Raw genomic sequence first — 16813 nt, 5'->3', positions numbered from 1 at the left:
CACTTCACAATAGATAACTTATATATAAGCTTTTCTATATCCCTCAAAGAATTCTTTATTGGTGCGCCGGCGCAAACACTGGTGCTTCTTCGTCGCCCGGGTCGTCGGTGAGGCGGGTTTGGATACCGGTTGCTACTTCTACTTTGTACAAATCTTTGGTGCCATTACGGTCGGTGACGAATACGACGTATGCTCCATCGGGGGAGACTGCGGGCATTTCATCCCGTGCAGGGTTGTTGGTGAGGTTTGTTGTATCACCTACTTCCATTGTTTTAAAAAAAACTTCACCATTTGAACCAAAAACGAACCGCTGATTATCAGTAAACCATCGTGGAAGAAGATTATTTTCCTCCCGTTCTCCACGTACCTCTCCGGTTTCTACATATCCATTCTGTATGCCGTATACTCCGTTTCTGGTGTGATTAATAAACAAAACATTTTCCCCGTTAGATGAAACATCCGGCATGGTGCCAACATCATTAAAAATCGTCTGAACTCTTCCATCTAAATAGATTCTATCTAACGAGTTTGCTGCACCATACACAAAACTTTGTTCGTTCGGAAACCATGCTGGTGTTACTCCAACTGTCATAATTCTCTTTTCTCCAGTCTCTAAATCTAAAATCCCCAGATGATTATCATTTGTTTTGTACACCATTTTTGTTCCGGTTGTTGGTGAATACAGAATCTGTGAAACATCTTGGGTATTGTCTACTCTTTCTCCTGTTTCATTAACAATATCATACAAAACAACCCCATTTTGTTCTGCAGAAATAAACGCAATTTTTCTTCTGTTCGGAGACCAAGAAACAGGAATGGTGTACCCCAGGCTGCCATCACCCTGAATACCGTTCCAATTAGTTCCTCCTTGGGTAATATTTATTTTATCATTGCCCTCAATTGTTATAAGACAAACATCCTTATTATCATTTTCCTTACAAATATACGCTATTAACCTTCTACATATCACTTGATCATCTATTTCACCATCACAATTTTCATCAATACCATTATCACATATTTCATCCTGCGGCTGAATCACTGGTGCGTTGCATCGTGTTTCTAATCCATTAGGTGCACATTCTTTTGTTCTTTGAGAATGGCAGATGCCTTGTCCGACTTCACATGCTGCACCAACATCATACCCGTTATCAATGTTACCATCACAATCATCATCTTTATTATTACAACTTTCAGGTAAAGGAGTTACTTCCGGCGTTACCGTAACATACGTTGGTCGGCCATTATTATCAATACATAATCGTTCCCCAATTTTACATTCTCCACGACCTGCTGTTTCTATAAGTCCAGTATAAAATGGTTCAAGATTTCCGGTAATAACGCATTCAGGTACTATTCTAACATCCGGTGTGCCCATATCTGCTGGGCCAGCATCATACACATCTCCTTCAGAATCAGGTAAAGATATGCGAGCGTCACTCACGACATCTTCCAGTGTTCGTGCGTCATGTTCTTCTTGACCTGTATCCAGCTGGATATCCGCTTGGTGTTCGATGTCCTGTAGTTGGTGTACATCTTCTTTTTTTTCTGCGTCGTATTTTGGCACGGTGCCTGCGTCTTGTGCAGGTGGTGTTGCGTCTGTTCCGCTCTCTTGCACTCCATCTGCGAACTGATAGGCGTCTCTTGGCTGGTACACATCCTCCTTTTTATCTGCGTCATATTTTTCTGATGTTCCTGCATCTCGTGGTGCGTCATGCCATTTTGGCAAATCTAAGCAACCGGGTACAATAGCTAAAAGGCCGGCGAGTAAAGCGTTTCGGAATAGAGTCATTGATTGCTGGGAAATTCGGGCTGTATTTAAACCTTTCAGTGGCTCTGGTTAATGGTGCTAACTTTTAACTTCTAAATGAACTTGATGGTTATCATTATTAACTCCAGAGTACTCGGTGCATCGTGTACGGTACCTTCCACTGGTCAAAAACCTCTTTCAGGATGTCTTCTTTTTCGGTTGGCACAGCCATCGTGCCGGTGCCCATAAGTTTTCCTTCAACCTCAGCAAGTATGCCTCGCATACCATATCTTCCCCTGAGCAGATAATGAAAGCGGACACGTTGTGATGCGGAAAAGTGTTTAAGCGAATAGACAAACAATGTCTTTTTCTCATATCCCCCTCTGCGGGAAAAATCTGTTTTGTGTTTAATGCTAACCCCTTCACTCAAGAGCGTTCTGGTCAGCGTGTTTCCTTTCACCAACGCTGTTGCAGTGAGAATCGTGATATGTGTTTTAACATCTTTTTCTGTTATTTTCCCCAATGAATCAACTAATTCGATGCTTTTTTCTTCATCGGTATCTGATATCAAAATGCAGAGGTCAATGTCCTGCGGCTGCATTTTTCCGCGGGCAGCAGAGCCAAAGAGGATAACATCTAATGCCTTCTCGTGTACCATCCACCGCTCAATTTTTTTGAACAGTGGTGCTAATTCTTTGAGCATGTTCCACCTCATTTTTAACGAGTTTTGCCACGGTCTCCGTTATCTCCTTGTTGTATGAATCGCGATAGAAGCGAAACAATCGTGACGCGATACCGTACAGCTCCGGGGCATTTTTTTCTAACAAGGCGAATCGTTCGGTGTGGTTTGCGCCAATTTTGTGTACTGCTTTCAGAAGCTCACGATCGCATATCTCAACCAGCGCTTTGTAATAGAGAATGACTGCCGCGTTGTATTTTCCCTTACTCATTGAATACTCTGCTATCTCCCAATATTCCTCAAAATTCTTTTGAATAACTTCTTTTTCAGCCATGTTAACACTAATAACTACAAAGAACTATTTAAACTTTTCGGTTATTATCGTTATCTAAACCGCATCAATATCCTTCAGGCACGCAATAACCATGCGCTGGCAGTTTTCCATGCGGTCGCGCAGCTGCATATCGCGGGTTGCCATTTTGATTTGGTTCATGCGGTCCATCATCTGGCGGAACAGCCGAATTAAATCGCCTTCCTGCAAATTCGTATTTAAAAGAATGTCAAAAATTGTGTCGCCGTGGTAGCAGGGATGCACAAACGCGGTTAATTCTTTTAGGTGGCCAAAACGTTTTTCTTTTGATAAATACGGATCGGTATTGATTTTGTGCATAAGGTCCTGATACGGCGGAGACGGATAGAGTTGGCGGAATTGGGTGCGCTCGCGGTGCTCATAGCAAATTGAGGCAACCATCAATAACGTCTGATACTCATCAAGCCGCGGGTAGAACGACGTTGAAAATATTTCAGTGGTCAAAATTTCTTCCGAGTAAATGTTTGCGCCAAAATCGCCTTTCTCAGTGAGCGTGTTTCCATCAACATACCCTAGTTTCTCCAGCTTTTTTTTGAGGTTGCCAAACGTGTGGTGGACAACGCCTTTATGCGTCGTGTCAAAATTTTGTTTATATTTTTGGTAGGTGTAAAAATTCTTGCAGAGTATCAGGTCGATTTCCTGCGGCGAGTGGCGCTTAATCAAATTCAGCGTGGTGTTGATGGAGAGCCGGAACTGTGATTTAATTGGTTCAGTATCAACCAGTGTAATCCGCTTGAGTGCAGCATAATCAAATTCACGGCGGTCAACCATAGCATATGCAAATCCCTCCTTGTCAATGCCTCGCCGCCCTGCGCGGCCGGCAATCTGGAAATATTCCTTGGAGTTCAACAGCCGGAACTGGATGCCGTCAAACTTGCGCAGCGATTCAAAACAGACGGTCTTTGCCGGCATGTTGATGCCGACGGCGAATGTCTCGGTGGTGTACAGAATTTTCAGCAAACCATCGCCAAACAATTCTTCAACCAGCTCTTTTTGTATTGGAATCAGGCCAGCGTGGTGGAAGCCGATGCCCATCGGCAGGACATGGCGAAGAAGCCGTGTTGACTCAAGATTTTTTACTTCCGGCGACACATTCTCAAGCTTTACGCGAATGCGGTGGATGATATCCGGGTTAATTTTGAACCAATTTTTTTTTGATAATTCGTGCGCCCACTCCTGGGTTTTCTTACGGGAGAACACGAAAAAAAAGCACGGCACTTGTTCCTTTTCCAGCAGTTCACTCACCAAGTCAACGTGTGAAGGTCCGGGCACACGCTCGCGGCGATTCCGCTGCTTGCCAAATACGTGCTTGTAATCAGGCACATCCTTGACATCGCGAATGTGTTCCAATGTGGTGACGCCCAACTCAACATCAAAAAACTTTTTCTCCAACGGAACGCTGCGGTGCTCATGGCGAATAACTTTCACCGGATGCTTGCTGATAGATTCAATCCACTGCGCAAATTCGTCGGCGTTTGGAATCGTTGCGGACAGGCAGACAAACCGCACTTCCGGCGGTGAAAAAATAACCGACTCTTCCCACACATAGCCGCGCTCAATGTCATTGATGTAGTGAATCTCATCAAACACCACATACGAGACATTGTCAAGCATCGGGTCGCGGATGATGGCCATGTTCCGGTAAATTTCCGTGGTCATAATCAGAATCGGCGCGTCAGGATTTTTGACCACATCGCCGGTGAGCATGCCCACATTTTTCTCGCCGTAATCAGCGCAGAATTCTTTGTACTTTTGGTTTGAAAGAGCTTTGATGGGAGCGGTGTACACAACACGGATGCCACGAGCATGGTCCGTGTTGATGATGTAATCGGCAATCAGCGTCTTGCCCGAGCCGGTTGGCGCTGACACAACAACAGAATGGTTTTTTTCAATGGCGGCAATCGCGTCTTCCTGAAACTTGTCTAAAATCTTGCCTTTGTATTCCATAGATTTGTATGAGAATAAAGGGTATTTAAGGGTTTGGGTTTTTATTCGATGGTTATTCGTCGTATCTCATATCGCTCCGCCAGCCGCTCCATCACTGCCGGATACAACTCTGTTGGCGAGAATTCGACAATGCCGCCGATGCGCGGCGTGGTTACGAGCGATGGAATCGGCTGTCCTTCAATACACGTTTTAATAAAATCATCAAGCGTAATACTTCCAGATTCATTTATCTTTACCGATTGATCGATGATCGGCACCACTACGCCTCCGTTGGCGTAGACCATACTTCCTGCTTCAACACAATCCGGAATTATACCATTACCATGCGCAAACAGTGCAAGATACGGAAGGTGCGCATCAGGACACTGATCCCTTATTTTTCTCACAAACGCTCCATGGCTGTTCCATGCAGGTGCGTGCCGCGTTTCGCGTTGATTCAAGAATGTTGGTGATATCGTTGTATGCACGAGGTACAAGGAGGGCATGTCATTCGAGAGTATCTATCGATCTTATAAATATTTATAGTGCCCATCACTCATTTTTTTCCACACATCTTCAGAATAATTTCACGAAAGTCAACTGGATTCGGCGTGCCCACGTCGACGTCTTTATTCAGCGACCAAAATCCGTAGCGTGAATGGTCACCAAACCGTCCAATCGGATACATGCCATGGTCTGAAATAATCAGAATGGTGTCAACTTCTTTTCTTGATGAAACCTCTTTGGTAATCCGCTCCATCTCATCATAGACGAGCCGCATCTTCGGCTCAACGCCGAAACTGATATGTCCAACGGTGTCCGGCAACGCAAAATAGCCCATGACCATTTCGGTGTGTTCTTTTCCTTCCTGCTTATTTTTACATGCAGTATCCAATGCAGAAAAAAACTGCTGTTTGACTTTTTTGTGGTGGTCAAAGCATTGCTTGTCATAGTCCTCAATGCTGCACGTTTTTTCCATGGTCTCTTTCATAAGCTTCCGATTCAGCGCATGGTCATCATCATCGTATGTGTAACCGGGCACGTCGATGGCGGCGTGGCTTTTGAACTGTGAAAAAAAGGTGTCTTCGAATTTCAATTTAAAACTCCATAAGTCTCCGGCAAGAATTTCCTTTTCCAGATTTTTTCCTGCAAGAAAAGATGACCAAATAACCATAGTGCGCGGTTCTGAAAAACCATCAAGGTTTGTTGTGCCGAAGCGCTCCTGCATAAGAGTTTTATTTTTAAATTTCATCACACACTCATGTTCAAGTGCATCATAACCAAGAATAACATACACCATGATAATCACCTACGAAACGAGTCCGCCGCCGGCTACATCATTGTCCGCGACCAGCACAAATCGGCCGAGTTCTTCGCCTTCAGTGCGGTTTTCAACGACAATCGGCGCAGTTGTTATAATAGTAACTTCTCCCACTTCTGTTTCATTGAGCTGTACAGCATTTTCTTCAATCACCGTGACATTTGATGAATCAATTCGTTTGTGAATTCGCTCAATGACACACGACACTTCTTGTGTTGCACAGCGGAGAAGTATTTTTTGGTTGCACATCACAGGCTTGCGCGCCATCCAAAACACGACAGCATTCAGCGTTGTTGTGGGCACGAGTTTCTGCTCTGTTTGTTTGATGGCAATTTCGCCGCGCTCGACAAAGAGCGGGTCAGTGGTGGTAATGCCGATGCATTCGCCGCGGTACGCGGTTGTTGTGTTTTTCAAAAATGATTCAACTGATTTCACCATGGTGGCCTTGCCTGATGGCAGGAACACGATTGCATCGCCCGTTGAAATGGTGCCGCTTTCCACGCGGCCAACAAGAATGCGCTTGTCGTCAATTTTGTACACATCCTGCACCGGCAGGCGGAGTGGTTTTTGTGTTTCTTCGTCTTTGGCGACAAAGCCGTCAAGCGCTTCAAGCACGGTTGCGCCCTGATACCATGGCATATTCTTTGATTTTTGCGCGACATTGTCGCCTTCGCGCGCCGAGATGGGGATGACTTGCTGCGGCGCCATGCCGAGCTTTGCTAAAAAAACGCTCATCTCATTTTTTAGCTCGTCAAACCGTGTTTGGCCGTATTCAAATTTGTCCATCTTGTTGATGACGACGATAACTTGCTTGAGTCCAAGCAGCGACAATAGATAGGCGTGGCGCTTTGACTGTTCCTGCACGCCCTCTTCTGCTGAAACAATCAGCACGCCGGCATCTGCCTGCGCTGCGCCGGTAATCATGTTGCGCAGGAATTCCTTGTGCCCCGGCGCGTCAATGATAGCATACTTTCGCTTCGCGGTTTTGAAAAAGCTTTGAGTGGTGTCAATCGTGATGTTTTGTTCGCGCTCTTCTGACAGGCTGTCAAGGAGATACGCAAATTCCATGTCTCTGCCGAGCATTTCGCAGGTCTTTCTGATCTCCTCAATCACCCCAACTGGCAGTGAGTCGGTATCATAAAATAGTCTGCCAATAAGTGTTGACTTGCCGTGGTCCACATGGCCGACGATGACGATGTTCATGATGTTTTGCATTGTTTCACCACACGAGTTTCAGCAGCGTCCAGAGGCCGAGCAGTACCATAGCAACTGCAATACTCTTTTTCATCTTTGTTTCATTCAGTTTTTTTGTGCACAGAGCACCGAGCGGCGCGCCGAGCATGGCGCCGACGCATGCGGCGATGAGGAGCGGCACATTCGGAATTCCTTGAAGGCCGATATAGGTGAGGAACGCGGTGAGACATATAGGTGCTTCAGCGAGCGTGGTGCTGCCAATTGCTTTTTTGTGGTCGTTGCCAATGACCACTTGGCCGCCCGTGGCCAGTGGCCCAAAACCGCCGCCGGTCGCGCCCTTGTTAAACGACGCGAGTACACCGATGCCGAGCATTTTTTTCCACGAAAAAACCCACGGCTTTTTCTTGAAGATGAGTAACAGTCCCATTGCCAGCACCAGTGCGCCAATATATACTTTCAGCGCTGTGCCCGGCAGTTTTGTCGCGATGACTGCCCCACCAAATGTCGCGAGCACGCCGAGAAGCGTGAGCATGAGCGTGCCCTTGAATTCATGGGTAAATCCCTGCTTGAATGATTCAACAACTCCCAGCTTTCGGAGCGCCTTGGCAATTCTTTTCGGGTTTGCGGTCTTGGGCTTGAAATTGACATTTCCCAGCCGGTGATGAAACAGTGACGCGGTGAAGCCGCCGACTGCTTGTGACAACAGAATAACCGGCACTATCATCGCTGGTTCGTATCCTGCGGCGATCGCAACCGGCGTGAGTATCGTGCCGTAGCCCATACCCATGCCTGCGTCGACCATTTCCATAACAAGCGCGACGAAGCCAATGATGATCAGTGAAAAAAATGGTTCCATAGTTGTAGCCTACATCTATTACATATATCCTAACGCGCGGAGTTTTTGCATGGTGTATGCTTGTTCTTTGTCTTGCGCCCTGCCGGCACGTTCCGGCGTGTTAGTTGTTTCAAGCTCGTGGATAATTTCTTGAACCGTCGCTGCTGTTGAGATAATCGGTTTGGTAATTGGCATGCAGCCGAGACTGCGATAGCGTTTTCCTTCTTTTGCAAAATATAATTCGTTAATCGGAATGCCTTCGCGTTCGATATATTTCCAGATGTCCAGCTCTGTCCAGTGCAGTAGTGGGTGAACACGGAGATGGTTGCCGTGCTCTGCTTTATTTTTGAATTGATCCCAGAGTTCTGCCGGCTGGTTTTTGTAGTCCCACTTAAATTCCTCATTTCTCGGCGAGAAATATCGCTCTTTGGCGCGGATGCCGTGTTCGTCCCGCCGGATGCCGACGAGGAGTGCTTCGAATTTGTGTTTCGCAATTGCTTTTTGGAGCGCGATGGTTTTCAGTTCGTGGCAGCAGGTGAATGCGTCATGCGTTGCATAGCCGATGCCGCGGGCAACAGCATCCTCATTTTTTTCAACAATTAGTTTCAGCCCCCATTGCTGTGCCCAATGGTCGCGAAAGGTGTACATTTCAGGAAATTTAAATGTCGTGTCAATGTGCATGACAGGGAACGGAATTTTTCCAAAGAATGCTTTTCTGCAGAGCCAAAGGAGTGTGGTAGAATCTTTGCCAATGGACCAGAGCATGCCCAGTTTTCGATACTGTTTGTATGCTTCTCTAATTATGTACACGCTTTTGTTTTCCAGTTCGTCGAGGTAGTCCATGTCATGTCACCGATATTATCTATTCTGTCCATTTACTTATTCTATTCATCTACCTATTTATTGTATCATCTACTTATTTATTGTATATACCCTAATGCCTTGAGGCGCTCCTTGACTTTTTCTTCGTCATCTTTTGAAAAGGCCTCTTTTGCCGGCGCTCGGTATTCGGGGTTCGCTGGCCGGGGATTTGCCGGCTCTTTTTGTTCCATGTTTGAAATAAGCTGGCGCAGGACATAGGTGACATAACTGCTGACTGAATTAAAGCCAGTGCCTTCACATCGTTTTTTTATTTTTTCAACCAGCGGCTTGGGAAGAGAAATGGTGCTGTAATTGTGCGTGCTTTCAGTTTCGCCGTTTGCTGTATTTTTTTCGTCTTTTTCTTTTGCCATCATTGACACCCCAAAGTTAATTAAATGTAATTAGGTGTCATTACGCCCTCTGTTTATTTATAAATATTGTGCTGCTCAAGAATATACAACTTTATTAAACGGCCACAGTCTGCGGATTGTATGCCTCGAAAATCAACTAACCAAATTAAATCAATCAAAAAAAACAGTGCTAAAAAAACAGGGCACACTACAGAGCACAACTATACGCGCCGCATGGTGCATGGTGCATCAGTTCTTTTTGTCATGGGCATTCTTGCCTCATTTTCGGGGTATCTCCTCCAAGTGCTGCTTGCACGCGCCCTCTCACCTAACGACTTTGGACTGGTCTATGCAATCTTCTCTCTCTTTGGTGTGCTCCTCGTGGCAAATGAATTTGGCCTCCGGCCAGCGTTGAGCAAATTTATCGCGTCATTTGTCGTTTCAAAAGAGTACGGAAAAATAAAAGGTGCATTTTTTTTTGTGCTGCTCGTCCAGGTCGCGCTTTCAATTCTCATTGGCCTTGTCGTGATTCTCCTCGGCTCATTTCTTTCAACTCATTATTTCCATACTCAAGCTGCGTATGCACCGCTCATTATTTACTCCATCGGCTTCATGATTCATTCGCTGCATTCCATGTTCAAGCCGACGTTCCAAGGATTTCAGTTTCACACGCTCTATTCCCTTGTTGACTTTCTGAAAATAACTACCATCCTCATTCTCACCGCGCTTCTTTTGCCGTATGGTTTTGGTGTTTCTGCGCCGATGATTGCATATCTTGTTGCGTATCTTGTGCTTCCGCTCGGCGTATATCTTCCGTTGCTGTTGCGTAAACTTCGCCACACACCCAAGGTTCTCGCTGCAAAAATGGAGCTCTCCCCATCACTCTGCAAAAAAATATTCTTGTTTGGCCTACCCTTAATTCTCGGTGAAGGCGCGGGCATTATCCTCGGCTATTCCGATACGCTTGTGCTGGCATATTTCAGCCTTGCACAGGTCGGCTTGTACAACATCGCCCTGCCGATTTCAAAAATGCTCTGGAGAATCACCACCACGCTCACCACAGTGTTTTTTCCGATGGCGTCTGAACTGTGGGCACGCAAAGATACAGTGCGGCTCAACAGCGGGCTTACGCGCATGCAAAAGTACGCGCTCATCACCGTGTTTCCCTTGGCAATTTTGATTTTCTTTTATGCTGAAACCATCATCCAAGTTTTTTTCGGCAGCGCCTATGTGCCTGCTGCAAACGCCCTGCGTTTCCTCGTCTTTGGCGCCATCTTTTACACCATTGCCCAGCTTAACATGACCACACTCCTTGGTATAGGCCATCCGCTGCTCGTCACCAAACTCACCATGGGTGTTGCCGTGTGGGATGTCATCGGCAATCTGGTGTTCATTCCCGCATTTGGCATGATGGGTGCCGTTCTCACCACGGTCGTTAACTTTGCGCTTCTCATGGTGCTATCGGGCTGGTACGTCAAAAAATACATCCATATATCATTTTCATGGCTGCTCTTTTTCAAAATCACCGCAGTCAACACCCTGTACGCGGGTTTCATTTTCCTTGTTGGCCGGCTGTTGAGCACGATGCTGAGCTTCTGGCCGACCGCAATTATCGTCGTATCTTCGTCAACCCTGTTCTACTTCATCGCGCTTTTTGTGGCGCGGATTGTTTCAAAAGAAGAGCTCTTCCAACTCTGGCACCGCATACGGAAAAACTGAATAGTAAAAAAGTGAATATTAAAAAATAGTTCTATCCATCGGTTGAGCATGGACTGTCCGTACTGCGGCAAAAAAACAGAACTCATCTGGGTGCACGGCCATGGACAATGTGCGAACTGCGGCGCGAATGTTGATGAATGCTGCCGGGGAGAACATTGAGAACAGTACTGCTCAAAACTCACTTAAAACTGTATTCCTGCCAGCGCGTCTGTAATTTTTTCTTCTTCACGCACTGCAACTGATCCAGGCGCTTCAGGTGTTCCTGGCGTACTTAGTTTAGTAAAAAACTCGTCCAGCACTCTACCATCCATTCCTTTGATCTCTTTCGTCAGTCCAAACAAGCGAAGCACCGTCGGCGTAATATCACGAACACTCAACACTTTTTCTCCAGGAATACCAGTCACGTTCTTGCCATACGCTCCAAAAATGCCAAACATATCATGGGTTGCGGTCTGCGCCTCCTCTGCTGCAACCGCGCGCACCCAAGTATCTGCCAGAGGATATCCACTCGTTGTCAACACACTGCCGCCGTCAATCAACGGAATGATATCAGGGCAATGCTCAAGCCCGTTTCCTGAATAAATCTCCTCGCGGAAATGAACCTCTGCTTTCATCTCGTTTTTTTCAGCGTCAGCAATCAATTCCTGTCGTATTTTTTCAGCGAGTTTGTGCGCCTCTTTTTTCGCAACACTGCCGTACTTTTCGCGTTCTTTGATGTTTAAATATATATTTCCCACACAGCCGACGCTGTAGGCCTTTGTTTTTTTCCAGTCAACATCCGGCAGTATTTTGTCCCAACCGACGGAATCCCGTTTTTTTGAGGGAAGCACTTTTTTGCGGATATAATCATACAGCCGAGCAAGAGACTTTGGCATGTGCTTAATCATGTTCGTAGTAATCAACATATTAATTATGGGCATGGTAATTTTTTCAAATGTCTGGACATTAATGAAACTTTTTTCACCGATTTTTTCAATGGCTTTCTTTTCCTGTTTTTTCTTGAGCACCAAATACCCGCGGTGCTCAAGCCACTTGTTGGTGAAGAACATTTTTTCAAGCCGCGTCATCCCATGGTCTGAAACAACAATGAGCGTGTCATTCGGCTTCAGTTTTTTCATAATTTTTCCCATGCGCTCATCAATAAGCTTAAACCCTTTTTCTACGACCGGAAAATTGGTCCACCGGAAGTGCTGGAGTGGGTCAATTACATACACGGTTAGCGCCAGAAACTGCACGCCTTCTGCCGGCATTTTTGTCTCAAGCGCGTACTCCAGCTGGTCAAACTTGTTGTGCATCATCGAATAAATTCGTTCATTAAATGCCGGGTGGGTGTGGATGACGCGCGCGAAATTGTCTTTGTTTTTCCACTCGTCAAAATGCACCCAGTCGCCGCGCAGGTGGTCACCTTCGCCAAAGGTTGGCTTGTTCCGGAACGGACTGCTCATCGGTACGCCGACCACTCCTGATTTGATGCCATTGCGCTCAAGAATCTCCCACAGAAATTCTGCCTGGCAATCAGCAGGGTTGTGGAAGCGTACCACATTGAGCGCGTTTTTATCAACCGGCCCGAAATCGTAGAGTCCGTGCCTGCCGGGATTCACGCCAGTATAAATCGTTGGCCAGCCCATCGCAGTAATCGGCGGCACTTCGGTTTTGAGCGGGTGAAACTGCCCCGCGTTCATGAGTTTCCTGAAATTCGGCAACTTTCCTTCTTGTGCCAGCCGCTTTATTTGCGTGTGCGGCACGCCGTCAACGCCGAGAATAATGACACGTTGTGTGGCACCGTGTGTCGGTTTCATTGGCGCGCATGCCTCACATACGTTGTTATAATATTTTTCAACGTGACTACATTAATTATTACTGCAAAAAAGAGCATAACTGCAAAAAGTGCCGTGATGTTAATGTGCCATCCTGCAATGGCTGCTTTAAATCCGATAGTGCTGAATATCAATCCGAGACTAATAATCACATACATCGCCGCTGTGTCAAATCCGAATCGCTTCAGCGGCTCTTTTTCAGTGAGCGGCAGATGTAAGGTTGTTTTTGTGTAGAGTGCATTCAGCCGCCAGAGCGTGGTGCTCACGGTTGCGAGCAGGCCGACAATGACGACGATAAGACTCGCTGAATGCTGATAGAGGTTAATCGTTATTGCACCAAACAAGACAATATCCCCGAGCCGGTCAAGTGCGCCGTCAAACCATGCGCCAAAATCAGACGACAGCCCTTTCAGCCGCGCAATCTCGCCGTCAACACAGTCAAACACCCAGCTGAACCAGCAGAGGATGCCACCAATCATGGTTGCGATCGGGGTTGTGACGACAATGAATCCACACGCTACCAGCAGGACGACAAAGCTCAACATACTAATCATATTTGGTGTCAACGGCGTGTGGTAAAATAGATACGTAAACGGCAGTGACCAGAGCCGTGTCAGGTCGAACAAGTACGATTCTTGGTAATTCTTTTTCCGTTTTTGGTTTATTTCACGAAAGCTTAACATTGTTTCACCATACCATCATGTCTCTAATCAAATCAATCAAATTCTGCAGCAGCCCGCGGATACAGCCGCCATGCATGCTCAAGCAGTGCCTTGTCAGGCACGCTGCGCGCTGATTGGATTTCTTTTCTTTTTTTCCACACCATTTTCAGATGCGTCATAATATACCAATACGCCTTAAACCGATATGGAATTTTGCGCCATTGAATAATATTTGATGCCAACGATTGCAGTTTGAAGAGTGGCAGCATCTTCAGCGTAGTTCCCCATTGGTAAAACGTGAGGAGATTCATCAGCCGGTTTCTCTCTCCGAGATACACGGCGAATTTTGAAAACTCTTTGTTTGATTTTCGCACCACGTTATGGTAATGGTTCACTATTGACGTCGGCGCAAGCATTATTTTGTAGCCACGGCTCCGCAGCAGCCATGACAACTTTGTTTCCTCTGCATAAATAAAATAATCATCGTCAAACGGCACCGGCGCAAGCTCTTTGCGGTAAATAAACGAGCATCCTTTGATAGCAGATACTTCAACGGGCATTCCCTTTTTCAATTTTTTAACATCGAGTTTCTTTTTCCGTAACACTTTTACCCCATATTGCAATACATTCAGGGGAAATTCGTATGCTGCGTATGTTTCCAGCGGCACTTTTTTGCCTGCACGAATTTCATACGAGTTCACTGCACCAATCTTTTCATCTGACTGTATCACACGAACCAGCGCCTCAAGCCATCCCGGCTCAACTTCAGTGTCATTGTTCAAAATGACAATGTATTTTCCCCGCGTTTGTTTCGCCGCTATGTTGTTGCCGCCGGTGTAGCCAAGATTTTTCCCTGTTTCAATAATCGTTATCTTTTTATTGCTGCCAAATTCTTTTTTAAATCGCAGATACGAATCGTCGTTGGAGCCATTGTCCACCAAAAAAACTTCAAACTCCCCTGCAGAAAGCTGCTGGGTAAGCACTGACTTCACACACGCAACCGTGTAGTCCGGTTGGTTCCAGTTGAGAATAATAACTGAGACCAGCGGCCTGCTTGAGCCAGCGGAGCTGTTGTTTGGTTTCATACGACGTCAACGCTGGTCTTTGTTTTTAAACTTTACGGCGGCTTTAATAAGCATCAATTCACCGGCCTGAACACCGGCTTCACAATGTCGCCTTCGATAAACTTCAGGATGTTCTCGCCTTGCTTTGTTTTTTCAATATGCTGGGCAAAAATTTTCATGGCGTCGTTGTAGATGGCAAGTGCTCGGTCAATGAATTCATCCTTGTGCGCATATCCCAATCCATGGTAACAGCCGGTAAGCAGACCGCGCTTCATGCCTTCTTGCTGGAACAAGCTTTTTTTCTCGAATGAGGTTCCTTCTTTTGAATTCTTGAAACTTAATACGCTCCATGCCGGATAGCCGATGCATTCAACATGCTCGTGCATGCCATGTTCCCGCGCAATTTTGTTGAATCCGTCCTTGAGCTTTTCTCCCTGCTGCCATAAAAAGGGGTGCACTTTCTTGTCGCGCAGCTCGTTGATGGTTGCCTTGCCTGCGGCAAGTGTCGTTGTTTCACCGCCGTAGGTCGATGAGAAAAATGTGTTTTTTTCAAACACGCGCATGATATCTTCTCTGCCCGTCAGCGCAGAAAGAGGATAGCCGTTTGACATGCTCTTGCCAAAGCACGCGAGGTCAGGCACCACACCGAAGTATTCCTGCGCGCCTCCCATACCAAACCTGAATCCGGTGATAACCTCGTCGAAAATCAGCAGCGCGCCGTTCTCATGCGCGAGCTTTTTCACTTTTTCAAGGAATCCATCCTTGGGCGGCGTCAACTGCACTGCTTCCATAATCACTCCTGCAATTTGCCCAGGGTTGTCATCAAAAATTTTCTTGAGGCTTTCGATGTTGTTGTACTCAAAGGGGTGTGTGAGCAGCGAATTAAATTTTGGAATGCCATCATTTCTTGTTGTCGTCGATATATACCAGTCGTGAATGCCGTGATAGCCGCAGCACGCAATTTTTTCCCGTTTCGTGAACGAGCGTGCAGCGCGCACTGCCATTGCCGTTACATCAGAGCCATTTTTTGCAAAGCGGGTTACTTTTGCGCAGGGTATAGTTTCAGTGAGCAGCTCTGCAACTTCAACTTCAAGCGGGTGCATCATGGGAAATAATGTTCCACACTCCATCTGCTTGCGCACCGCGTCATTGACCGGCTCATATGCGTAGCCTAAAATGGACGGGTAGCCGCCGCTGGTGAGGTCAAGATATTCATTGCCATCAACATCCCAGACCGTGCAGCCTTTGCCGCGCACGATAAATTTAGGGGATGCGCCGCCGACGAATTGTGTTGGGCCGTGACTGTAGCACTGGGTGCCTGCGGGAGTCACTTTGCACGCGCGCTTCCAAAACTCTTCTGATTTTGCAAGAATTCTTGGCTTTATCATTGATGGTGTTTGTGGTGATTGGTTCATGCGTGTACCCCCTGCTCCATTACTCCCGTTGTACTGTGCCATACTCCGATTCATCTGCCGCCGGATCATAAACTCTGCAAACTCAAAATCGAGCGGCTCGTCAATTTCAAGGCATCTGCTTTTTGGAATCGTGACATATCTTGTTTTTATTCTATTGTCGCCAAACGGATTCAGGATGATGGTGCTCGGGTTCATGATGATGTCGCGCTTCGCCACATACACCAGCCCGTTCAGCTGGATAAGGTTGAGGTCTTTGGTGTGCTGGCGCCTGAATGTCACCTCTTTTTGTTCGATGAACGGCTCGATGTAACCGGATTCAGGAATCATGATATCTGAAAAATCAATTTCAAATGGCGAAACGCCAACAACCGTATCAACATCGCCCTCTGCTAATTTCTGAATTGCCTGTTCCACATCGTCAACTGACCGCAATGGCGAGGTCGGCTCGAGCAGCACAATAGTGTCGTACTGTTCTCCGCGCTGCTCAAGAAATGAAATCGCATGGCGGAGTACCGGCATGATGGGCGTGTTGTCGTCTGCCAGCTCTTTTGGCCGCAGGAACGGAACTTCAGCGCCGAAGCGAGATGCAATTTCTGCAATCTCAGCATCATCAGTCGTGACAATTGTTTTGTGTATTGAGGGGCATTTTTTTGCGGTTTCAATCGTGTAGGCAATCAGCGGTTTGCCTGCCAACAGGCGAATATTTTTGCGGGGAATGCCTTTTGAGCCGCCGCGTGCAGGAATGATACAGAGTGTTTTCCGGAGCCGTGGTTTGTATTCGTTCATAAGGTGCCTTTTAAAAGGGTGAATTTTTAAAGGTACCCTGCCCTCCTTTAAATTAATTATGTTG

The 16813-nt window shown here is 46.5% G+C and carries 15 protein-coding genes; 1 reads left to right on the top strand and 14 read right to left on the bottom strand.

Going from position 1 to position 16813, the window contains the following annotated elements; genetic code table 11:
• Positions 1–55 precede the first annotated feature (55 nt).
• The 10 genes from Q7R76_06620 to Q7R76_06575 form a co-directional block, all read right to left on the bottom strand.
• Entirely contained in the window at positions 56–1792 is a 1737-nt protein-coding gene (locus Q7R76_06620; protein ID MDO8643220.1) for a hypothetical protein, read from the bottom strand.
• A gap of 97 nt (positions 1793–1889) precedes the next feature.
• Entirely contained in the window at positions 1890–2453 is a 564-nt protein-coding gene (locus Q7R76_06615; GenBank protein ID MDO8643219.1) for a nucleotidyltransferase domain-containing protein, read from the bottom strand.
• The gene (locus Q7R76_06610; protein MDO8643218.1) at positions 2416–2763 is read right to left on the bottom strand and encodes a hypothetical protein; all 348 of its coding nucleotides are present in this window, start codon (positions 2761–2763) and stop codon (positions 2416–2418) included. The genes Q7R76_06615 and Q7R76_06610 overlap by 38 nt, the downstream gene beginning before the upstream one ends.
• Positions 2764–2817: 54 nt before the next feature.
• A complete protein-coding gene (locus Q7R76_06605) occupies positions 2818–4746 on the bottom strand; it encodes a DEAD/DEAH box helicase (GenBank protein MDO8643217.1) in 1929 nt (642 codons plus the stop codon).
• Positions 4747–4787: 41 nt separating this feature from the next.
• Positions 4788–5231: a hypothetical protein gene (locus Q7R76_06600; protein ID MDO8643216.1), complete on the bottom strand. Its 444-nt coding sequence runs from the start codon at positions 5229–5231 to the stop codon at positions 4788–4790.
• Between the two features lie 50 nt (positions 5232–5281).
• Complete coding sequence (locus tag Q7R76_06595) at positions 5282–6025, bottom strand: alkaline phosphatase family protein (GenBank protein MDO8643215.1); 744 nt, start codon at positions 6023–6025, stop codon at positions 5282–5284.
• Between the two features lie 9 nt (positions 6026–6034).
• Positions 6035–7261, bottom strand: coding sequence for a GTP-binding protein (locus Q7R76_06590; GenBank protein ID MDO8643214.1), 1227 nt, complete (start codon positions 7259–7261; stop codon positions 6035–6037).
• Positions 7262–7265: 4 nt separating this feature from the next.
• On the bottom strand, positions 7266–8096 hold the full coding sequence (locus tag Q7R76_06585) for a sulfite exporter TauE/SafE family protein (GenBank protein ID MDO8643213.1): 831 nt from the start codon (positions 8094–8096) through the stop codon (positions 7266–7268).
• 18 nt (positions 8097–8114) lie between these two features.
• Entirely contained in the window at positions 8115–8918 is an 804-nt protein-coding gene (cysD, locus tag Q7R76_06580) for a sulfate adenylyltransferase subunit CysD (GenBank protein ID MDO8643212.1), read from the bottom strand.
• A 77-nt stretch (positions 8919–8995) separates the two neighbouring features.
• Positions 8996–9307, bottom strand: coding sequence for a CopG family transcriptional regulator (locus tag Q7R76_06575; protein ID MDO8643211.1), 312 nt, complete (start codon positions 9305–9307; stop codon positions 8996–8998).
• Positions 9308–9427: 120 nt separating this feature from the next.
• Between Q7R76_06575 and Q7R76_06570 the strand changes: the two genes are divergently transcribed.
• Positions 9428–11005, top strand: coding sequence for a flippase (locus tag Q7R76_06570; protein ID MDO8643210.1), 1578 nt, complete (start codon positions 9428–9430; stop codon positions 11003–11005).
• Positions 11006–11187: 182 nt separating this feature from the next.
• Here the strand turns inward: Q7R76_06570 and Q7R76_06565 are convergent, their stop codons facing one another.
• From Q7R76_06565 to Q7R76_06550, 4 genes are read right to left on the bottom strand one after another with little or no spacing between them, the layout of a single operon-like run.
• Complete coding sequence (locus tag Q7R76_06565; GenBank protein MDO8643209.1) at positions 11188–12804, bottom strand: alkaline phosphatase family protein; 1617 nt, start codon at positions 12802–12804, stop codon at positions 11188–11190.
• Positions 12801–13505 (bottom strand): CDP-alcohol phosphatidyltransferase family protein, encoded by a 705-nt coding sequence (locus Q7R76_06560; protein ID MDO8643208.1) that lies wholly within the window; start codon positions 13503–13505, stop codon positions 12801–12803. The genes Q7R76_06565 and Q7R76_06560 overlap by 4 nt, the downstream gene beginning before the upstream one ends.
• Before the next feature lie 32 nt (positions 13506–13537).
• Complete coding sequence (locus tag Q7R76_06555; protein MDO8643207.1) at positions 13538–14569, bottom strand: glycosyltransferase family 2 protein; 1032 nt, start codon at positions 14567–14569, stop codon at positions 13538–13540.
• A gap of 53 nt (positions 14570–14622) precedes the next feature.
• Positions 14623–16749 (bottom strand): aminotransferase class III-fold pyridoxal phosphate-dependent enzyme, encoded by a 2127-nt coding sequence (locus Q7R76_06550; GenBank protein ID MDO8643206.1) that lies wholly within the window; start codon positions 16747–16749, stop codon positions 14623–14625.
• Positions 16750–16813: the final 64 nt, after the last annotated feature.

Source organism: Candidatus Woesearchaeota archaeon (assembly GCA_030651375.1).
Lineage (GTDB): Archaea > Nanobdellota > Nanobdellia > Woesearchaeales > UBA12501 > JAUSFM01.
Note: the sequence above shows the minus strand (reverse complement) of the source record. Positions and strands in the feature narration are given on the sequence as shown.